17 protein-coding genes are annotated in these 20,623 nt (G+C 37.3%); 11 read left to right on the forward strand and 6 right to left on the reverse strand.

The genetic code is table 11. The annotated features are described in order from the left end of the window. Positions 1-10 precede the first annotated feature (10 nt). The 3 genes from BUA72_RS03790 to BUA72_RS03800 all read left to right on the forward strand — a co-directional run bounded on the left by BUA72_RS03790 (position 11) and on the right by BUA72_RS03800 (position 4,355). Positions 11-1,738: an ABC transporter ATP-binding protein gene (locus tag BUA72_RS03790; RefSeq protein ID WP_072922481.1), complete on the forward strand. Its 1,728-nt coding sequence runs from the start codon at positions 11-13 to the stop codon at positions 1,736-1,738. Positions 1,739-2,114: 376 nt separating this feature from the next. Then, on the forward strand, positions 2,115-3,068 hold the full coding sequence (locus BUA72_RS03795; protein WP_072921850.1) for a helix-turn-helix transcriptional regulator: 954 nt from the start codon (positions 2,115-2,117) through the stop codon (positions 3,066-3,068). Positions 3,069-3,254: 186 nt separating this feature from the next. Continuing rightward, the gene (locus BUA72_RS03800) at positions 3,255-4,355 is read left to right on the forward strand and encodes a linear amide C-N hydrolase (RefSeq protein WP_072921851.1); all 1,101 of its coding nucleotides are present in this window, start codon (positions 3,255-3,257) and stop codon (positions 4,353-4,355) included. A 224-nt stretch (positions 4,356-4,579) separates the two neighbouring features. Here the strand turns inward: BUA72_RS03800 and BUA72_RS03805 are convergent, their stop codons facing one another. Next, entirely contained in the window at positions 4,580-5,071 is a 492-nt protein-coding gene (locus BUA72_RS03805; RefSeq protein ID WP_034731943.1) for a DinB family protein, read from the reverse strand. A gap of 184 nt (positions 5,072-5,255) precedes the next feature. Here BUA72_RS03805 and BUA72_RS03810 point away from each other — a divergent pair, with 184 nt between their 5' ends. The 5 genes from BUA72_RS03810 (at position 5,256) to BUA72_RS03830 (ending at position 10,205) form a co-directional block, all read left to right on the forward strand. Further along, positions 5,256-5,840, forward strand: a complete 585-nt coding sequence (locus BUA72_RS03810; protein WP_072921852.1) for a hypothetical protein — start codon at positions 5,256-5,258, stop codon at positions 5,838-5,840. Positions 5,841-6,621: 781 nt separating this feature from the next. Further along, positions 6,622-7,191: a cob(I)yrinic acid a,c-diamide adenosyltransferase gene (locus tag BUA72_RS03815; RefSeq protein ID WP_047449693.1), complete on the forward strand. Its 570-nt coding sequence runs from the start codon at positions 6,622-6,624 to the stop codon at positions 7,189-7,191. Next, the gene (locus BUA72_RS03820; RefSeq protein WP_072921853.1) at positions 7,181-7,828 is read left to right on the forward strand and encodes a thiamine diphosphokinase; all 648 of its coding nucleotides are present in this window, start codon (positions 7,181-7,183) and stop codon (positions 7,826-7,828) included. Before BUA72_RS03815 ends, BUA72_RS03820 begins: the two co-directional genes overlap by 11 nt. Continuing rightward, on the forward strand, positions 7,825-8,700 hold the full coding sequence (locus tag BUA72_RS03825; protein ID WP_072921854.1) for a tyrosine-protein phosphatase: 876 nt from the start codon (positions 7,825-7,827) through the stop codon (positions 8,698-8,700). Before BUA72_RS03820 ends, BUA72_RS03825 begins: the two co-directional genes overlap by 4 nt. A 110-nt stretch (positions 8,701-8,810) precedes the next feature. Further along, positions 8,811-10,205, forward strand: coding sequence for a type III PLP-dependent enzyme domain-containing protein (locus BUA72_RS03830; protein WP_034731926.1), 1,395 nt, complete (start codon positions 8,811-8,813; stop codon positions 10,203-10,205). A 100-nt stretch (positions 10,206-10,305) separates the two neighbouring features. On the opposite strand, the gene BUA72_RS03835 is transcribed toward BUA72_RS03830, so the two are convergent. Then, on the reverse strand, positions 10,306-10,965 hold the full coding sequence (locus BUA72_RS03835) for an HAD family hydrolase (RefSeq protein WP_072921855.1): 660 nt from the start codon (positions 10,963-10,965) through the stop codon (positions 10,306-10,308). Positions 10,966-11,329: 364 nt separating this feature from the next. On the opposite strand from BUA72_RS03835, the gene speB reads away from it, so the two are divergent. The 3 genes from speB (at position 11,330) to BUA72_RS03850 (ending at position 14,008) form a co-directional block, all read left to right on the forward strand. Then, positions 11,330-12,187, forward strand: a complete 858-nt coding sequence (gene speB, locus BUA72_RS03840) for an agmatinase (protein WP_072921856.1) — start codon at positions 11,330-11,332, stop codon at positions 12,185-12,187. A gap of 69 nt (positions 12,188-12,256) precedes the next feature. Further along, positions 12,257-13,117 (forward strand): bifunctional helix-turn-helix domain-containing protein/methylated-DNA--[protein]-cysteine S-methyltransferase, encoded by an 861-nt coding sequence (locus BUA72_RS03845; protein WP_072921857.1) that lies wholly within the window; start codon positions 12,257-12,259, stop codon positions 13,115-13,117. Positions 13,118-13,396: 279 nt separating this feature from the next. After that, the gene (locus BUA72_RS03850) at positions 13,397-14,008 is read left to right on the forward strand and encodes an alpha-ketoglutarate-dependent dioxygenase AlkB family protein (RefSeq protein ID WP_072922482.1); all 612 of its coding nucleotides are present in this window, start codon (positions 13,397-13,399) and stop codon (positions 14,006-14,008) included. Positions 14,009-14,237: 229 nt separating this feature from the next. On the opposite strand, the gene BUA72_RS03855 is transcribed toward BUA72_RS03850, so the two are convergent. From BUA72_RS03855 to BUA72_RS03875, 4 genes are all read right to left on the reverse strand, one after another. After that, entirely contained in the window at positions 14,238-16,097 is a 1,860-nt protein-coding gene (locus BUA72_RS03855; RefSeq protein WP_072921858.1) for a CocE/NonD family hydrolase, read from the reverse strand. A 616-nt stretch (positions 16,098-16,713) separates the two neighbouring features. Beyond that, a complete protein-coding gene (locus BUA72_RS03865) occupies positions 16,714-19,446 on the reverse strand; it encodes a TonB-dependent receptor (RefSeq protein WP_072921860.1) in 2,733 nt (910 codons plus the stop codon). Positions 19,447-19,541: 95 nt separating this feature from the next. Continuing rightward, entirely contained in the window at positions 19,542-19,961 is a 420-nt protein-coding gene (locus BUA72_RS03870; protein ID WP_047449667.1) for an SH3 domain-containing protein, read from the reverse strand. 7 nt (positions 19,962-19,968) lie between these two features. Beyond that, positions 19,969-20,457 carry a BON domain-containing protein gene (locus BUA72_RS03875; RefSeq protein ID WP_047449664.1) on the reverse strand — a complete coding sequence of 163 codons (489 nt, stop codon included), beginning with the start codon at positions 20,455-20,457 and terminating at the stop codon, positions 19,969-19,971. Positions 20,458-20,623: the final 166 nt, after the last annotated feature.

The following is a 20,623-nucleotide window of genomic DNA, read 5'->3' on the forward strand; positions in this document are numbered from 1 at the left end:
TTACCGTTTAATGATTTACGGGACGCTGTTTCTTACTTTTTTAGGTGCACTTGCTGCACAGGTGAACCCCCTTGTATTAAAATATACGGTGGATGAGGTGACCACGCTTACTCATCTTCCGCACCCGATGTCTGAAGGGATTCATATTCTGGTGGTGATCTCGATTATTTTACTAGGAAAAGAATTGCTCAATATTTTCATCAATTTTGGGCAGAAGTTTTATGGTGAGAAAATAAGGATCAATGTGAGTTCTGTACTGGCCCAATCTGCTATCGACAAGATCCTTTCGTACAGAGTAGCCTATTTCAATGATGAGAATCATGAGTCCGGAAAGCTACAAATCAGGATAGACCGTGGTATTGAAAGTCTCACGAAGTTAGTCCAGAACTTCTTTATCGATATATTGCCTTTATTTTCCAATGCTATCATAGCCCTGATCATTATGTACATGCAGAATGTATATGTCGGAATGGTTTCTACGATCATTGTTCCGATCTATTTTTATATAAGCTCGCTACAGGCAAAAAAACTCGGTGGGGTACGTCGCCAGCTCAGAAATCAAAGGGAGAGAAAAACTTCCGGACTATTGAATCTGATCAATTCTATAATGGTGATCAAGAGTTTTGTCCGTGAAAAATTTGAAGGTAAAAAACAGTATGATCTTCAGATGGAGTTGATGGAAAGTCAGATGTTCACGAGGAAAACTAACTTTATTTATGATGGTTTGAAAACATTCATCGAGCAGTTTGGAGTGGTTTTAATTATTCTTCTGACTGTTTATCTGGTGTTGGATCAGCAGATGACGATCGGAGCGATCATGCTTCACATTATGCTGTTCAATAATATTTCAGCACCAATCCGTCAGCTTCACAGAATCTATGATGATATGAATGATGCAATGATCTACGCAGAAGGCTATTTTGAGATCCTGAATGCTGATGATGAAAAAGAACAGAACGGAACCTTTGTAGAAAAGCAGATCAAAGGAAATTTCGAATTAAAAAATGTAGACTTTAGCTATCCGAACGGAACAAAAGCTCTGCACGATGTTTCGATGAAAATTGAAAACGGGAAAACTACAGCACTCGTAGGACTGAGCGGAGCCGGAAAATCAACAGTGATCAATCTGCTCTGTAAATTCTATCTTCCAAATTCCGGAGAAATTTTGCTGGATGGAGTTGATTTAAATGAATTTGATAATACTTTTCTAAGAAATGATTTAGGTCTTGTTCTTCAGAGAAACCATATTTTCCAGGGAAGCATTGAAGACAATATCCGCTACGGCGATATGAATGCCAGTTTTGAGGAAATTCAGGAAGCTTCAAGAAAAGCATACCTGCACGATCAGATCTTGGATCTTCCGGATGGTTATCAGCATGACGCTACTCAGCTTTCAGGAGGGCAGCAGCAGAGAATTGCCATCGCCAGATTGTTCCTGAAAAACCCGCCGATTATTTTCCTTGATGAACCAACTGCCAGTCTGGACGCTATTGCTACGGAGCAGATCAAGAATTCGCTGGATGCCATTAAAGAAGGCCGTACGGTGGTTATTATTTCCCATTCACTGTCACAGATTTTAGATTCGGATACGATTTATGTAATGAAAAAAGGAAGGGTAGTGGAAAGCGGAACTCATGATGATCTGGTTCAGCTGAACGGAACTTACCGTGAAATCTTTGATGCTTCTGCCAGAAGTTTAAATCTGGATAAACTGGTGAATTCTTTTAAAGATAATTGATTTTATTTTTTTGTAAGGTTTTAAACGCTAGGGCGCAAGGCGTGATTAACAATGAGAATATTTTAAGGCGCAAGAAAATCAGAGATTTTCAGCTTTAGGGTGATGATTAGATTGCTTCGTCGCTGCACTCCTCGCAATGACAGCGGTATACAATTTTATCGGAGATAAAATCATTGCGCCTTAAAGCATTCGAATTTGTTAAAAAAATTGCGTCCTTGCGTGGCTCCAACTTCAAGTCTGATTTACTTAAACGACTTTTCTCACAATCAATTCTGCTTTATTCCAACCAAATACTATTTACAAAAGATAAATATCTAAAAGCAGGCTGATTTATATTTTCCAGACGAAAAAAGATTGATAGATTTGCTGTATCAATATGAACGATCACTATCTTAAAAAACTGGACAGAGTAACGGCTATTCTCACACAGCTGCAGTCGAAACCGACAGTAAGGGCCCAAGACCTTGCTGCTAAATTTGATGTCAGTATCCGGACGATTTACCGTGATGTGAAAACGCTTGAGAATGCTGGGATACCTATTATAGGAGAAGCTGGCAACGGATATTCCCTGATGGATGGCTATAAACTTCCGCCCATTATGTTCACGAAAGAAGAAGTGCTGAGCTTTATCACCGCTGAAAAACTGATGCAGAAGTTTTCCCACCAAAGTCTTGGAGATCATTATCAGACCGCGATGGAAAAAGTGCGTTCTGTGCTTCGGCATTCAGATAAAAACCTGATTCAGAATATAGAAAAACAGATTGATGTTTTTAATTATCACACCCAGCCCGGCGGGGAACTGAAAAATGTAATTCCCACCATTCTGGAAAGTATTGCAGATAAAACACAACTGATCATTGAATATAAAACCGTTGATTCTACAGTAACCAACAGAACAGTGGAAGCGGTCGGTGTTTTCTTTGAATTCAATTACTGGTATATTATGGCGTTCTGTACCTTGAGAAAAGATTTCAGACAGTTTAGAGTTGACAGAATTTTACAGATCCTTAAAACTCAGAATCCGTTTTCACAGGAATACGGACAGATCAACGATTACAGAAGATATTCCAATGGGGAGAAGACAAGAGTAAGACTTTTAGTGGAGAAAAAAATAATCGGACATATCGTTAATTCAAAAAGATATTATGGGTTTATTGAAGAAACGGAGACGGAAAATGGTATTGAAATGACCTTTGATACAGAATGGATTGATGAAGGTTTTCCACGTTGGCTCATCACTTTTGCTGATTATGCGACAGTCTTGGAACCGGAATCTTTGAAAATGAAGCTCAGACATTTAACGGAAAGTATTTCAGGAAGATTAGAATAATAATAGGATGGAAGAGGAAGAAGGAGGATGGAAGTTACTATTAGTCTTGCAACTTCTGGTGGTCATATAATTTAATGAAAGAACCTTGTAAAGAATTATAAAAAAACTTTCTGTAGCTGTTTTTTGATTTCAATAACTTCCATCTTCCAGTCTCAGACTTCCTTACTTCTAATAAATATAAAAATTATGAAAACGATATTTTTACGCGGTTTTGTACTGGCTGCACTCGTATATTCCGGGATTCTTTCTGCCTGCTCAGTGTTTTTGCTGAAAGGAAAGGATCATTGTGTCGTGGGATTTAACGAAAACTGGAAAACGATGCCGGGAATGATCGTGGTGAACAGACGCGATATTCAGAAAAGAAATATCAGCTGGGAAAACCTTAGAACCGATCATGCAAAATTTGCGAAAGAATGGACCTCTCAATACGGATCGGTAACTTTTAACCTTCTCGGATATGATTTCCCGTGTTATGGGGTGAATGAAAAGGGGCTTTTTCTGGTTGAATTATATCTTGAAGAAACATCAAAAGTATACAATCCAAAACAGGCGAATATGTTCTGGGCCCAATGGATTCAATACCAGCTGGATAATTATAAATCGGTACAGGAAGTGGTAGATCATCTGAATGATGGACCGAATATAGACTGGTGGCCGAATGCTGCGGGAAGTCATTTTTTCCTGAGTGATGCCAAAGGAAATACCGCTACCATCGCTTTACTCAATGGAAAGTATAAAGTATTGACCGATAAAGATATGCCGATGCCACTTTTGTGTAATAATCAATATAAAAAAGATTTTGATAATGCTAAAAAGTTTGATTTCTTAGGTGGACAGGAAAAATTTGATTTTGCTAAAGAAGGAAAATGGGAAGACCGCTACAACCGGGCTTATTATATGCTTAACAGCTATCAGTATGACAAAAAACCGGTAGGTTATGCCTGGAATATTCTGAATTCCATTCATGCCGGAGAATGGCAGACCGTGATTGATGTGAAAAACATGAATCTCTATTTCCGTTCTGATCTGAAAAAAGAAATTAAAACCATTGATATCCGTAAACTGGATTTTTCCAGAAATGCTCAGGTTAAATTTTTAGATATTCATACGGAAAGTCTGGGGAAAGTGAATGATCAGTTTCAGGTTCTGACTATGAATAAGAATAATGAATATGTAGAGAAAGGATTTCCTATCGGATATGATAACAAGGAATTCGGGACCTCGGAAACCTTTGTCAAGCTTAAGGAAAATATCATCCGATTTTTTAAAAATATTTTACCTGAATAAAAAAACTTCGGCTTCACGAATGTGAAGCCGAAGCTGTAGAAATTTATATCATTTGAATAAAGAAACTTTTACCTGAACTAAAAGACAAAAATCAGAAACAACAAAATCCGGTGTCTATATTTAATGAATGGATAATCTGATTGATTGGTCTGGCGATTCTGCCATTTCATCTTTTTGTCTGAATTGAATCATCAATTTTAATTTAAGCAAAGGCATTAATGATCCTAAAATCTCTCCCAAAAAAAAGGAGGCTCAATTCCTAACGCTCTCAGATACGTATATCCCTGACCTCTGTGGTGAATTTCATTGTCTACGAAGTAAAGAACGTTCTGGAACACTGGAAATTCATACTGTCCAAATAAATTGAAAGTTTCCTGAAAACGCTCTTCCGTGATCTGATTGAAATATTCATTGATCACTCCGGTCTCTTCATCCCACTTGTTTAAAAGTTCTTCTTTTGTTTTTGGGTTGAATCCTTCTTCGTTGTATGCTTCCATATTTTTATTCACGATTCCCTTTAAAGCAGGTCCTCCGATACTGATCAGTTCTACTGCCAGTTTAGCGAAAGGTCTCATGCCGCCTACAGAAAATTCGAATAATTCTTTTTCCGGGAAAGATTCAATGACTCTTCTTGTCAGGTTTCTGTGACCCTGCCAGTGCTCTAATAATTGATCAGATGTCATAAACTGTTTTGTGGCTGTTGCTGTAGTTGTCATAATTGTATTGTTTTAGTTTGTTCTTGTTGATACAAAGGTAAGACGGGGTTATGACAACAGTTTGTCAGCAGTGTTTTTGAAAGTGAAAAAATATTTTTTTTCTTTATTAAAATATATAGTTTGTTTTACCGTTTAGATGTAAATTGCATGAATAAATAAAATGCCACGTTATTAAAATCACGAAATGAAGAAGTATATTTTGCCTGTTATTCCTGTTTTTTTATTCATCTCATGTAATAAAATTGAAGAAAAAATAGACCAGACTGTTCAGAAAACCACTGAGACTGTACAGCAAAAAGCCCAGCAGGCGGTAGAAGAGACCGTGAAGAAAACAGTCAGTGAATCCCTTAATTCTTTAACCAATTCCCAGGACGTAAAATTTAGTCAGGTATTTCCTGATGGAGGAAAGCCCGTGGTTTCAGAAGAGACCGGAAAGAAGTTTAAATTCCCGAACGGTTCAGAAGGCTACATCTTTAAATATAAATCAGACATTGCAGTACTGCTTCCTTTCCTGGAAAAGCAGCCTACTTCTGACGAAAACAAATCAGAAAAAACAGCCCGTAAAATAGACGGACAAAGCATCATCGACAAAATAAGTTTTGTCTCAAAATTTCTTCCTGAAAACACTTTTGATACCGGTTTTCTTGAAGATATTAAGAATGATAAGAATATAGAATATTATAAACTGAAAAGGTTCCCGAACAACAGTACAATAATCTATAACCCAAAAACCCAGACCATCATACAATATGTAGAGGTAAATAAATAATTTGTGAGTGGCCGGATTTATCCGGCCATTTTTTTATTATACCCAAATACATTCAATAGGAACGGGCTTTAGCCTGTTTACAAAATACATCACCCTTCATCCGGCTTTGGCCAAAACCTACATTCTCACATCCAAATTCTCATCTTTAAAAACTTGTCGTAAAAATATCAACCACAAAAGGCACAAAAGTTTTTAACACTTAAGTAACTTTAAGCTGAAATGTACTGTAAATAAGAAGATCACATAAGTTCTTAAAAAATCAAAGATTTTTTTGACTGAATAATATCCACAAACATCTGTGCAAATCCGTGCAATCTGTGGTTAAATGAATTAGTTTACAAAATACATCACCCTTCATTCGGCTTTAGCCAAAACCTACATTCTCACATCCAAATTCTCATCTTTAAAAACCTGTCGTAAAAATATCAACCACAAAAGGCGCAAAAGTTTTTAACACTTAAGTAACCTTAAGCTGAAATGTATTGTAAATAAGAAGATCACATAAGTTCTTAAAAATCAAATATTTTTGACTAAATAATATCCATAAACATCTGTGCAAATCCGTGCAATCTGTGGTTAAATGAAATTAGCAATATTCTTCATGAACCATGTGTCTAAATCTTTAGCTTACGCCCGGAATGATAAAGCAGATGGTATCAGAAATGTCATCCTGAGCGTAGTCGAAGGATTCTCTCATTAAATCAGACTCTACAGAGATAAAACTACAAATCATTCCCACATTTTACTTTTCACATTGTACAAAATAAAGTATTTTAGTACTATGAAAATTTATACGAAAACAGGAGATAAAGGACAGACCGCTTTATACGGCGGTACAAGAGTTTCCAAAGCCAGTGCAAGAGTCGACAGCTACGGAAATATAGACGAGCTCAATTCATTCATTGGTATTTCTAAAAGTCATATTGAGGATGAAGAGGTTTTGAAGCAGTTGAAAAAAATTCAGTTTGATCTGTTTACAGTAGGTTCAGAAGCGGCTACACCAGTGGATAAATTAATGTTAGCTAACGGAAAATCACGTCTGCCATTGATTATTTCAGATACGGAAATCGAAGAACTGGAAAACTGGATGGATGCTTTTGAAGATAAACTGGAACCGCTTCAGTATTTTATTCTTCCCGGCGGCGGAAAATCGGCGACATTTTTACATGCGGCAAGAACCATCTGCAGAAGAGCAGAACGTTCTCTGGTATTCTTAAATGAATCTGAAGAAGTGCGTCCTGAACTGATCAAATACCTGAACAGACTTTCAGATTATCTTTTTGTTTTGGCAAGATACATTTCAAAAATCAATAGCGAACCGGAAGAATACTGGAATCCGAATGAAAGATAAAGCATTACTTTTCATTAACGGAGATCATCCAAAAACTTTTCCAGATCCTGATCAATACGGCTTGATAGCCTGTACAGACGGCGCTTTTCATTATTTGAAGCAACTGGGTTTTCCTTTAGCTAAGCTGGATTTTATTTCTGGCGATTTTGATTCTCATTCAGGGTCGGATGAAAGTGTTTATCAGGATAAATTTATTTTAACGCTGGATCAGGACAAAACAGATTTTCATAAAGCTTTGGAAATTATTCTGGAAAGAGGATTTACAGAAATTGATGTTTTTGGAGGAAGTGGCGGAGAACAGGATCATTTTTTAGGAAACCTGACAGTAGCTTATGCTTTTAAAGATAAAATGAATCTGAAATTTTATGATGAATTTTCTGAATATTATTTTGTCCCAAAAAGTTTTAAGCTGAAAGGGATTAAAAATAAAATGATTTCATTGTATCCTTTTCCTTCCGTTGAAAATATAACGACAACCGGATTGAACTGGCCATTGACTCACGGAAGTTTAAGTATCACTTCGAGAATCGGGACCAGAAACTTTGCGGTTGAAGATGAGGTTTCCATTCAGTATGAATCCGGAGATCTGTTGTTTTTTGTTGGTATTAATGAAATAGAATATCCAGAAATATATTGAGACAATTTATACCCATATCAGTTCTGCTTATCGCTTTATTTTGTGTTTTTTCCTGCAAAACACAGGATTTTACGCAGCCGCAATATGGTAAAAATGAAACCGGAAAAAGGACTGACATCAAAAAAGTATATAATTTCAGGACGGTAGGAAATATTAAAAATTCTGAAGGAAGAACTTTAAAGGAAGGAAAATTCTACAGAAGCGGACATCTTCATAAACTGAAGAAAAAGTCGTTCAGAGAATTGGAAAATCTGGGAATAAAAGAGGTCATTGATCTGAGAAATTCCAAGGAAATTGCAGACAAGCCGGATCACCTTCCGACTGATATGGTTTATAAAAAATATTCTGCTTTTGAAGATGAGGGAGATCAGCTGACACAGGCAAAAAAGCTTGTTTTAAAAGGAAAAGTAAACGGTTCCGATGCAGATAAAAGGATGATTGATTTCTACCGCGAATATGTAACGGAAAATCCTGAAGTCATTAAAAAAATCATTACTGATATTCTGGAATCAGACCAGCCGGTTCTCTATCACTGTACTGCTGGAAAGGACAGAACAGGAATTACAACAGCTTTAATTTTGGCGATTTTAAAATTTGATAAAGAAACGATTTATAACGATTATATCCTGTCCAATAATTATCGCAGAAAATTAGTTCTGAAAAGATTGAATCTCGCTGATAATCTGCATTTTCTGTATCCTAAAATGGATGTGAAGGTTCTGGAAAAACTAAGTTGGGTAGAAACCGCTTACCTCGATGCGGCGTTTGATGAAATCAATAAGAAATACGGTTCAATTGATGCTTATATTCAACAGGTTCTGGGTATTTCGGAAAATAAGCGGGAAGAATATATCAGGAAGTTCACGAATTAATAATCTGAAGGCGTTTTCAAACGGGGTCATTTTGAAATTTATAATAAATTTAACGCTTAAAAATCAAACTTTTTTAGCAATTTTGCATTTCGTAATTCACTTGTCAAGAAATGAAAATAAAGTACTCGGAACTTATTGATCAGACATTGTACTTTCCTACAGAGGAATTTAATGTTTCTGAGAACAATTTGTTATTTCACGATGTTCCTTTAATGGAAGTCGTTGAAAAATTTGGCACCCCGCTAAAAATTAGCTACCTGCCAAGAATTTCTCAAAATATCCAAAAGGCCAAGAGCTGGTTTAGGGAAGCTTTTGAGAAAGCCGAATATAAAAAGAATTATACCTACTGCTACTGTACAAAATCCAGTCATTTCAATTTTGTGCTTGAAGAAGCTCTTAAGAATGATATTTCTATCGAAACTTCTTCAGCGTACGACATGGATATTGTAAAATCTCTTTATGGGAAAGGTAAAGTAGATAAAAATATCGAGGTCATCTGTAATGGATTCAAGACCGATGATTATCTGGCGAAAATTTCCGAGATGATCAACAGTGGTTTTGAAAATATTACTCCGATCCTGGATAATTACCGTGAGCTGGATAAGCTTACAGAAAGTATTGATACCACGTTCGACATCGGGATCAGAATTGCTTCAGAGGAAGAACCTAAATTCGAATTCTATACCTCAAGGTTAGGGATCGGATATAGAGATATCATTCCTTACTACAGCCAGAAAATCGCCGAGCATCCGAATGCAAGACTGAAAATGCTTCACTTCTTCATTAATACCGGGATCAAAGACACGGCTTATTACTGGAACGAATTGTACAAATGTCTTCGTGTATACGCACGTTTGAAGAAAATTGCTCCGGAAGTGGATTCACTGAACATCGGTGGAGGTTTCCCGATCAAAACTTCTTTAAACTTTGAATACGACTATCAGTATATGGTAGAGGAAATCGTTTCTCAGATCAAAAAATTCTGTGAAGAGGAAGGAGTGGAAGAGCCTAATATCTATACGGAATTCGGAAGTTTTACGGTTGGTGAAAGTGGCGCAAACCTTTATAAAATCATCTCTCAAAAACGTCAGAACGACAGAGAGAAGTGGAATATGATTGATTCTTCATTCATGACTACACTTCCTGATACATGGGCGATCTCCAGACACTTTATCATGCTTCCGCTGAACAGATGGGAGGATACCTATGAAAGAGTATTCCTGGGTGGATTGACTTGTGATTCGGATGATTATTATAACTCCGAGCAGCATACCAATGCCATCTACCTGCCGGTTTTCAGCGATACAAAACCTCTGTACATCGGATTTTTCCATACCGGAGCGTATCAGGAAACGATCGGAGGATATGGCGGTGTTCACCACTGTCTGATGCCTCAGCCGAGACACGTCCTGATCCAGAAAGATGAAAATGGCGAACTTCAGTATGAAGTTTTCCGTGAGAAACAGGAACCGGAAGATATTTTGAAAATCTTAGGTTACAAATAAAAGGACAGTCATTGCGAGGAACGAAGTGACGAAGCAATCTCATCTTCAGAATGATAAGATATAAAAATAAAAGCTCTCAAATTTTGAGAGCTTTTTTCATTTAAAAATATTTTGAAAGCTTATCCAGTTCCAGTTCTTCATAATCTGAAACCACGATATCAGCTAAAGTATAATCCTGATTTTTTGAATGCGGACTTCTGTAGGCGGCACAGAAAATCTCAGCTCTGTTTGCAGCGAGGATTCCGTTGGTGGAATCTTCAATCACCATGCAGTTGGCGACAGGCTCTTCTGCCATTTCTGCAGCCAAGAGAAATACCTCAGGGTGAGGTTTGGACTCCTTCAAATCCGCACCACTTATTTTCCCGCTAAAATACTGCTCAAGCCCGAACTTTTCAAAAACCATATTGATGGTGACCATCGTTGCTGAAGAAGCCAGGATAAGCTTAATGCCGTTCTCATGGTAATGCTTAATGAGTTCCTTTACTCCCGGAATCAGGTCAAACTCTTCATCATTATCGAAATAATCTTTGAAATGCGCTCTTTTGATGACAGAAAGGTCTTCATAGGTATGAGACAGACCGTATTTCCCGATGAGTGTTTCAAATACTCTTTTCGTAGAAGCTCCGGTGAATGAGGTATATAATTCTTCGGAAACAGTAATTCCAAGTTCGTCAAATGTGGTGAAGTAAGCTTTTCTGTGAAGTGGTTCCGTATCTACAATAACCCCGTCCATATCGAAAAGAACAGCTTTTAAGGACATATTTTGTTTTTTACAAAAGTAGGGAATTGGTTTGAAAGGGAAAAGGGGAGGAGAAACAAGAGTCAAGATTTTAGACGTCAGATATCAGACACAAGACATGAGACTTTTTTGGTTAAGGTTTATAAAATCTCAATGGTGAATTTGCTTCGCAAGTGAATGGTAGATTTGAGAGTCAAGACTTCAGACCGTAATCCTATTAACTTAATCCTTACGAACAAGCAACCAGCAACTGACAACCAGCTCCAAACTCATGTATCCTCAAACTCTCCGACACTTAAACCCAAGTACTCGCAAACTCATAAACTCTTCGTATCTTTGCCCCGAATATTTCAATCTTTAAATCATTTAAATTTTTAAATAAAACATGAGAACATACGCAGGAATTCCTGAAGAAAATGCAACGTTAGAAAATTCTAAAGTAATGCTGGTAACCGTTCCTTACGATGGAACTTCAACATGGGGAAAAGGAGCTGATAAAGGCCCGGAATTATTTCTTGATGCTTCCGAAAACATGGAGCTTTATGATATTGAAACTGGAACTGAGCCTTTCCTTGACGGGGTATATCTGGCAGGAGAGATTTCTGAAAATTCAAGTCCTGAAGCCATGACAGAAGCGGTTTACCAAAAAACCAAAGAGCTTTTGAACAACGACGGAAAAGTATTTACCCTTTTCGGAGGTGAGCACTCTGTGTCTATCGGTTCTATCCGTGCGGTAGGAGAGAAGTTTGAAAACCTTACTGTTCTTCAGTTGGATGCTCATACAGATTTACGTCCTGAATTCCATGGTTCTACTTCTAATCACGCATGTGCGGTTTTTGAAGCGAATCAGAAGCATAACTTAGTTCAGGTGGGAATCCGTTCTATGGATGCTGAAGAAGTTGAATATTTACCGGAAGGAAGAGTGTTTTTTGCTCATGAAATTGCTGTCAATGACAACTGGATCAACGATGTTCTTGAAAAAGTTTCAGGAAATGTGTATATCACCATTGACCTTGATGCTTTTGACCCGTCTATTGCCCCTTCTACAGGAACTCCGGAGCCAGGTGGACTTCAGTGGTATCCTACATTGGAATTACTGAAAAAAGTATTTGAAAAATGTAACGTAGTGGCATTTGATATTGTAGAATTAATGGATTCTCCGATGGCTAAGCCTACTGCTTTCTTAGCAGCCAAGTTATATTACAAAATGCTTGCTTACAACCATATTTATAACAACAACTAAAATTCCGCAAGAATCAGATTTTTTCTGCCCTATATTCTTTGGAAATTTGTGAGGTAAAACACTTATATTATGTCCGCACAAAGTCAGATAGATTATAACAGAATTGCTAAAGCGATAGCATATATCCAGAGCAATTTCAGGCTTCAGCCAAGTTTGGAAGAAGTGGCAGAGAATATTCACTTGAGTCCGGCTCATTTTCAGAAAATATTTACGGATTGGGCAGGAACAAGTCCGAAGAAATTTTTGCAGTTCATCAGTCTTGAACATGCTAAAAATTTACTGAAGGAAGAAAAAGCGACTTTATTTGATACCGCCTATGAGACGGGACTTTCCAGTACAAGCAGGCTTCATGACCTCTTTGTGAACATAGAAGGAATGTCTCCGGCGGAATATAAAAACGGCGGAAAAAGCCTTAGCATCAATTACAGTTTTTCCAAAAGTCCTTTTGGATATGTTATGGCAGCATCCACTGAAAAAGGAATCTGCTACATGGCTTTTGAAGACGATAAAGAAACAGCATTGGGAAATCTGAAACATACATTTCCCAATGCTTCTTTTTTTGAAAAACAGGATGCTCTTCAGAAAAACGCACTGTCCATATTTGATAAAGACTGGACAAAACTCAACACGATAAAATTACATTTAAAAGGCACAGATTTCCAGCTTAAAGTCTGGGAAAGCCTACTTTCTATCCCAATGGGAAAACTGTCTACTTACGGCAGCCTGGCCGGAAAAATTGGAAACCCGAATGCCTCAAGAGCAGTAGGAACCGCCATTGGCAGTAATCCTGTGGCATTTCTTATTCCATGTCACCGTGTGATTCAATCGACGGGGAATATCGGAGGTTATAAGTGGGGAAGCGAAAGAAAACAGATGATGGTAGGCTGGGAGAGCTCTCATATGTACTCTGAAAATTCTATTGTACTTTAATTATTAGGTTTAAGTTTTGGCTAAAGCCGATTGAATGTTTTTATTTATAAGCAAACGGGCTAAAGCCCGTTCCTATTGATGTGAATACTCAAAATACATCTATTGAGAAATAGTATTGCCCAATAAAAATCTCCGATTTTTCAAAAACTTAAGTGTACTTTATTCGACGTTTTAATAATAACTTAAAAAACTTAAGTGTTAAAAACTTTTGCGACTTTTGTGGTTAAAAAAATACTTAAAAAGTCATCAATACATTATACTTTCTACAAATTCAAAATCATGAACAGCCTGTTTGAAGAAATATCAGAATATCCCTTGAATATTCTTCCGAATGACGGAACGGTCCACTATTACGGAAAAGTCTTTGACAAAGAAAGATCCGATTTCTTTTATGATTATCTGCTCCATCAAATTCCGTGGGAAAATGATGAGGCGGTGATTTTTGGAAAATTAATCTTAACAAAAAGAAAAGTAGCCTGGTTTGGAGAAAAAGCCTTTGAATATACCTATTCAAAACGGACAAAATATGCCAAGTTCTGGACTCTGGAATTACTCGAACTCAAGAAGAAATGCGAGGAAGTTTCCGGAGAAACATACAATTCCTGTCTTCTGAATTTATACCATGACGGAAGCGAAGGAATGGCCTATCACAGTGACGGCGAAAAGGATCTTAAAAAACACGGAGCGATTGCTTCCCTGACCTTCGGAGCAGAAAGAAAGTTTTTATTTAAACATAAAGCCACCAAAGAAAAAGTGGAAATATTCCTTGAGGACGGAAGTTTACTGATCATGAAGGGAACCACACAGGAAAATTGGCTGCACAGGCTTCCACCCACCACAAAAGTGAAAACACCACGGGTGAATCTTACTTTCAGAACGATTGAAGAGTAAAAAAAGGTGGCTTCGGGAGCCTCAGCCACCTTTTTTATGGTAAGAATGGTATTATCGCCGTTTTTACCAAGGGAAATAGTACAACTGGTGGCTGAGGGACTCGAAGCCACCAGCGCCTATAAAAAAATCCGGTCACTGATTTCTCGAAGCGACCGGATTTTACATTTTATAAACTGATATTTATACTGTCAGTAGTGACTGAGATTTCCGAGGCCACCATCATTATTTTTTATTTCAACACTTCAGCTTCAATAGAGCTGTCATTATACACTTTTATAAAAGCTTTTGTATAATCTGCCTTTGTCGCAAAGTTTGGATTTTCCATAAATTTCTGAGGATTGATCGCAAAAAGCGGCCACCATGTACTGCTGATCTGAATCTGGATTCTGTGTCCTTTTTTGAAGGTATGCATCACATCCTGAAGTCTGAAATTCACGGCTGTTTTTTGGTTAGGAACCAATGCTTCCCCTTTTTCTCTTGAATTTCTGAATCTCGCCGGCATGATTTCACTTCTTACCATTTGGTGATAATTAGGATAGATGACACCGTCTTTCTTTTCCTGAGGTTTGAAATCTTCAGGATACACATCAATCAGTTTTACGGCAAAATCAGCATCGGTAGAGCTGGCTGCAATATTCAGTTTAGCCATGATTTCTCCCGCGAAACTCATATCTTCCGTTAAAATATCTGTAGTAAACGTCAAAACATCTGGTCTTCCTACAGCAAATCTCTGGTCTTCCGACATATAGTTTTTAGGTGTAAATCCATTGAAGTCTTTCAAATTGTCAGAGCTTACAACCGGATTGTTCGGGTCACTGTAGTATTCTGAAAAACCTTGTCCTGCTGCATTCTTCAAAGTTCCGTCTGTTAAATAGAAATTAACCTTCTGAGCATTCTTTGGAGGATAAGAAGCAAATTCTCTCCATTCTTTGGATCCTGTATCATACATCAGCGCTTCCGGAAGTCCGGCATCTTCTTTCGTATTTCCTTTTAAATAATGATTGAAAAATTTAGTTTCAATATTCTTCTGGTAATACGTGGCAATGCTGTCCCCGAAATAGATCTGGTTATGGAAATGTTTCCCTTGTTCCTGTGCCCAAGCCCCATGAGAGAAAGGTCCCATGACGATTGTGTTTTTAGCTTTAGGGCTTGTCTTTTCTATGGTTTTGTAAATATTCAGTGGTCCTGAAAGATCTTCTGCATCAAACCATCCTCCAACGGTCATTACCGCGTGGTTTACATTTTTTAAATGGGGAAGTAGGTTTCTTTTCTGCCAGTATTCATCATAATTAGGGTGATTCATAATCTCGGTCATGAAGAAATTATCCTTGTAATATTTTTCATAGCCATCCTTTAATGTTCCCATATCTCTGTAAAACTTAAGACCGTCTTCTGAAGTCTGTTTTACGAAAGTATCCATATACCAGGCTTTGTTTTCCGGCTTTGTCTTCTGAATTCCAAAAACAGGGAAGGTTCTGAAATATCCCAGCATAAATCTTCCGTTGTGAAGAAAGTCATCATTCCAGAAATCTGAAATAGGAGCCTGTGGAGAGGAAGCTACCAAAGCAGGGTGCTGTGCCAGTATCCCTACAGCAGTATAGAATCCTGGGTAGGAAGTTCCGTACTGTCCGGCTTTACCATTGTTGTCCTTAACGTTTTTCAACAGCCATTCTATCGTGTCATAAGTATCTGTACTTTCGTCTACATCTTTTTTAGTTTTGCGGTCCACCTGAGGCGTCATATTGGTGAAAGTTCCTTCACTCATATATCTTCCGCGTACATCCTGGAATACAAAAATATATTTATCCTTCATCAGGAACTTGTTAGGTCCCAGTTTCGTTCTGTATTCGGTTTCACCGTAAGGAGCAATGCTGTAGCAGGTTCTCTGCATCAGGAAAGGATATTTGTTTTTGTTTGAAATATCTTTCGGTACGTAGATCGCTGTAAAAAGCTTTACGCCGTCACGCATCGGAATATAGAATTCCTTTTTGGTGAAATTATCTTTTACGAACGTATCCTTCTGCTCGGTACTCTGCGCCCTTCCAAGGATTAAAAAGAAAATGAATAAAATTGAAATATGGATCTTCATAAATAAAATTTACAGCTAATTTAGAAATAAAATAGCTCCGATATACTACCTATGCTCAATCTTTCATTGGAAAGTACAGAAGAATTCAAAAAAGCAGCTCTATTTTTCATCTGCTCAATCTGTGTGATCCGCAGGAGATTTTTACACTTGCCGATTTTATAGATTGAACTCATTTTAAACTTTTTATTGAGGTTGTTCACTCTTTTATTTTCCTTAAGAATGAAATAGGAAAATAAGATGATGTGCATTGATGTGTTTGATGATAAGAGTTTTAAATCTCCCTTATAAGGTCCTGAAGCTATTCAGCCAGACATTTATTATATCCTTTCATAGTTGGAAAACGCAAAAGGAACGCAAAGCTTGATCAAAAATGAGGATATTTTAAGGCGCAAGAAAATCTAAGATTTTCGGCAAGTTCATTGTTGTTTATTGAACGGATTACCATTTTATCGGAGATAAAATCCTTGCGCCTTAAAGCATTCGAATTAGAAAAAAAAATTGCGTTCCTTTGCGCTTATCCAACTAAAAATTTTAAACAAGTTGACTTTTTAATTGTACTCCCCAAGTTTTAAAATTGATCCAAAAAAGCTTAAATGACTTCATTAAACAAGTTTCCTTACTGCATTTTTTTTCCTGCAAATTTATTCAGCTTCATGCTAAGTGAGAACATAATGTAGCGTCTCAGGATAAGATCTTCACGGTCTTCAATATACGAATTGGAGATGGTTCTTCTGACGCTTTGGTTTTGGTTTAAAACATCATAAATTTTTATCTTGGCCGTAAACTGCTTTTTGTAGAATGAATAACCCAAACTTGTATTCCAGAAATAGAAATCCTTTTTGAAACCGGGCGCAATATTGGAATTTGTATTGTATTCAAAATCATTTCCGAATATCAGTCTGCTTTTAAACACATAATTGGTGAGTTCCAGTTTTAAGGTCTGATTGGCTGTGTGCACATTATCTATGCTGTAATTGGTGTATTTTGAAAAATTATAGCCAAGTCGATAAGAAGGTTTTATGCTGAATTTGTCCTTAAGTTCATACATCACATTCAAACCGGGAGTGAGGTTGTAAGAGGCATTCGTGAAAAACTGACCGTTAATAAAACCTTTATTATAACTATATTGCAAATTGAATCTCGGACTTATCGTCAGTTTATTGTCTTTCCATTTAAACGTTTTGTTGAAGCCGGCGCCTAAGCTCATATTCTTATTTCCACTTATGTTGTCATACGTTACAAGCTGCTTTCCCGCATCATCATATCTTGAATAATTGACCACATCATTGTTTCTGTACGTGAAATTAAGACTTACGTAATAGTTCATATTTTTGACCAGATTGTAATTATTGAAAAACAGGGAAGAGTTATTGCTCCATGTGTTTCTTAAATTGGGATTTCCGGTAGACGTCACCAAAGGATTTGAAGTGTCCTCATAAGGCGTAAGCTGTTCTGCGCCGGGAATAGTGAAGGCTGCATAATTGTAAAGGCTCAGCATTTTATTTTCAGAGAACTGATACCTGAAGCTGAAATTATAGGCTGGAAGCGCAAAATTTTTCTGAAGACCGTATTGCTGGCCATTGTACACAGAATTGACATTCATATCCGAAATATCAAGATTCATTGTTCCCCACAGGCTGAATTTCTTTTTATTCACTTCAAAAGACAGTTGAGGAGAAATCTGGTTGATCTTCTGTCTCAGGCTGTTGGACAAAGGCGAATTGTAATCAGAGTATTGTCCTGTGGCCGCATTGAAATCATTCACATCTCTGGAATTACTGATAATATTTGAATTGTAGGCTATTTCAAAACTTACCGAAGCAGAATCCGAAATAGGTTCCGTATATCCGGCACTGAAATTATACATGCTGCTTTGGTTCCTGCTTTTTGACAGCTGGTTTCTGTTGTCATTCTGCTCAGGTCCCTGATAAAATTGAGTCTGAGATTTGTTGAGATTGTCCTGGTTAGACTGGGAAATCGTACTGTTTATTTTAGCATTCAGGGCACGTCTTTCCTTTCTGAACTGCTTTGTAAAATAAAAATATGGGTTAAATGAATTGCTTTCAGACTCATTACTTGTGTAAGAATCACTTTCGTTCAACAGTCCGTTATCTCTTAAGGTAGAAGATTTTGAACGGCTGATACTGGAACTTTGACTGTTGTTAAATCTCGGTGAAATATAAATGGTGCTCAAAGAATCCAGTGTAATTTTTGCTGAAGCATCTACATTGTTCTGGCGGGTTTCGCTCTCTCCATTGCTCTCAGAATGGGTGGTAAGGGTATATTCCGGAAGAAGGGTCGTTCTGGATGATTTGGAAGCGGTTTCCGTCTCAGAATTGGAATGACTCAGACTGAAGTTATCAAGATCCATCTCTTTCCCGATTTTATCATTGTAATTGATTCCGATGGTCGTAGATTTCTGAATTCCTTTTCCTCTGCCTGATGAAGACATTCCGCCCTGCATTCCCGATGAATTCCTGCCTTCTCCCATACTGTCAAATACATCATCGTTGGAGAAACCCTGGGAATTGATATTATTCGATGAAGCGATAAGGCTTATTTTCGTATTATTTTTAAAGTAACTTAACAGTGCACTACCTTCATAGCGCTTGTCTGAGCCGTATCCAAGCATCAATCTGGAGAGCAGTCCTTTATTTTTTTTCTCATCAATATTAAAATTGATCGTCGTATTGTTAGATTTGGGTTTCTTTCCGCTTAATTCTTCTTCTTTCGTCTTGGTCGTGGTAAACTGAATATTTTTAATGATATCAGCCGGAAGGTTTTGAAGGGCAATTTTTCCGTCTTTATCAAAGAAAGGTTTTCCGTTGATCATGATCTGATCCACTTCTTTTCCGTTGACGGTTATCTTTTTGTCGTTGTCGATTTCTACTCCCGGAATCTTTTTCAGAAGCTCTTCAATTTTACTGTCCGGACTTACTTTGATTGAGGAAGCATTAAATTCTATCGTGTCTTTTTTGATTTTGACGGGAGATACCGTAATCTTGATTTCGTCAATATTCTGAACATTGTTTTTTCCAAGTTCAATATCTTCCAAAGTAAAAGACTGACTGATTTTTTCTAACTTTTTGGAATAGGGCGAAAGCTTTTCAGCGTTGATTCTTAAAATGGAAGGCTCATTCAAAGCATCTGTTTTCAGAGAAAATTTACCTTCTTTGTTCGTCGCGGTATAATTGATGATGGATGAATCTTTTTCTTTAAGGAGATAAATGGTGGCGTTTTCCACTGGTTTTTTATCAGAATCAGACACCTTTCCGTTAATGGATAAATTTTGCCCGTACAGGACCATACTATTGAATGCTAATACCAGCAGCCATAAGATTTTCTTCATTCAGTGCTTTCTTTGAAGGCGTAAAAATATAAAAAAACATCCCCGATTGGGGATGTCTGTATTGATTTTTTTTCAAAAAATTAATTTCCGAAAAATTATGCTTTTAAATACCTTGAATAAGCATAGCCTTCCTGACCATCGTCAGTCTTTACTTTCCACCAGTCATCAGAAGTCTGCTCGATTAAAGTTACAGAAGAACCTTTAGCAGCTTTTCCTACTACAGCAGCTTCCGTAGAAGGCTCCTGTCTGATGTTTAGGTTAGAATCTTCCGTAGCTACCGTTAAAGCAGCACCTGAAGTTAATCCTGCAACCTGTACATCAATGTTGATGTCTGAAGCTGAATACGTAGAGTCGATAGTTCCCAGAGCATTCCATACTGCGTCTTTTGCAGCCGTGTTGGAAGCGCTTCCTGAAACATAAAGGATACCGTCCTGCTCCTGAACCTGAAGATTAGAAATTCCTGCAGACTGAGCTGCTGAAACTACACTTGAATATTTATCTTGTAATGTACTCATCTTAAAATTATTTTACCACTAGGTTATTGTTATACTTTCCGATTTTCAAAGCATCTACAGATTCTTTGATTTTTCTTGCCTGAAGACCAGAAACATTTCCTGTAAGCGTAAGCTGTCCGTTCACAACCTCAACTTTTACAGAAGGGAAATCTTTAACCGCATCCTGAACTTTTTTCTGAACTGCTGGATCTACAGCAGAAGCAGTTTCAACCGGTGCTACAGCAACTGGTGCTGCTACAGTAGACATATCCATTACCTCTTTTACTCCGTTGATAGCTTTTAATTTAGTGATCATAGCATCCTTAGACTGCTGGTCAGCGAAAGTTCCGCTTAAGTGAGCCACTCCTTCTTTTACTTCAACAGAAGCATTGGGATTAGAAGTCACGACAGTTGTAGCCTGAGTCTGAAGATCGGCATCAGAAATCTTCTTTTTACAAGAAACCGCTCCAAAAGATATAGCTACAGCTAATGCAGCCATTGCGATAGTTTTTTTCATAGTTGTATATTTATTAATGTTGTTAATACAATCAAATGTAATAATAAAATTTGTACCAAAAGAATAAAAACTCAATAAATGTTTCTTAAATTTTTTGCAATATTTTCGGAATCAGCGATTTAATTTTAATGTATTATAATCTTAATCTAAACTTAACCCAGATTCA

The organism is Chryseobacterium sp. OV279, from assembly GCF_900128945.1.
In the GTDB taxonomy this organism is placed as follows: domain Bacteria; phylum Bacteroidota; class Bacteroidia; order Flavobacteriales; family Weeksellaceae; genus Chryseobacterium.

Bases quoted from the DNA above. Each gene is read 5' to 3' on its own strand.
- BUA72_RS03820 (WP_072921853.1), top strand. From the start codon at position 7,181: ATGAAAGATAAAGCATTACTTTTCATTAACGGAGATCATCCAAAAACT.
- BUA72_RS03795 (WP_072921850.1), top strand. From the start codon at position 2,115: ATGAACGATCACTATCTTAAAAAACTGGACAGAGTAACGGCTATTCTC.
- BUA72_RS03790 (WP_072922481.1), top strand. From the start codon at position 11: ATGATTTACGGGACGCTGTTTCTTACTTTTTTAGGTGCACTTGCTGCA.
- BUA72_RS03810 (WP_072921852.1), top strand. From the start codon at position 5,256: ATGAAGAAGTATATTTTGCCTGTTATTCCTGTTTTTTTATTCATCTCA.
- BUA72_RS03850 (WP_072922482.1), top strand. From the start codon at position 13,397: ATGAACAGCCTGTTTGAAGAAATATCAGAATATCCCTTGAATATTCTT.
- speB (WP_072921856.1), top strand. From the start codon at position 11,330: ATGAGAACATACGCAGGAATTCCTGAAGAAAATGCAACGTTAGAAAAT.
- BUA72_RS03835 (WP_072921855.1), bottom strand. From the start codon at position 10,965: ATGTCCTTAAAAGCTGTTCTTTTCGATATGGACGGGGTTATTGTAGAT.
- BUA72_RS03830 (WP_034731926.1), top strand. From the start codon at position 8,811: ATGAAAATAAAGTACTCGGAACTTATTGATCAGACATTGTACTTTCCT.
- BUA72_RS03875 (WP_047449664.1), bottom strand. From the start codon at position 20,457: ATGAAAAAAACTATCGCAATGGCTGCATTAGCTGTAGCTATATCTTTT.
- BUA72_RS03805 (WP_034731943.1), bottom strand. From the start codon at position 5,071: ATGACAACTACAGCAACAGCCACAAAACAGTTTATGACATCTGATCAA.
- BUA72_RS03815 (WP_047449693.1), top strand. From the start codon at position 6,622: ATGAAAATTTATACGAAAACAGGAGATAAAGGACAGACCGCTTTATAC.
- BUA72_RS03800 (WP_072921851.1), top strand. From the start codon at position 3,255: ATGAAAACGATATTTTTACGCGGTTTTGTACTGGCTGCACTCGTATAT.
- BUA72_RS03845 (WP_072921857.1), top strand. From the start codon at position 12,257: ATGTCCGCACAAAGTCAGATAGATTATAACAGAATTGCTAAAGCGATA.
- BUA72_RS03870 (WP_047449667.1), bottom strand. From the start codon at position 19,961: ATGAGTACATTACAAGATAAATATTCAAGTGTAGTTTCAGCAGCTCAG.
- BUA72_RS03855 (WP_072921858.1), bottom strand. From the start codon at position 16,097: ATGAAGATCCATATTTCAATTTTATTCATTTTCTTTTTAATCCTTGGA.
- BUA72_RS03865 (WP_072921860.1), bottom strand. From the start codon at position 19,446: ATGAAGAAAATCTTATGGCTGCTGGTATTAGCATTCAATAGTATGGTC.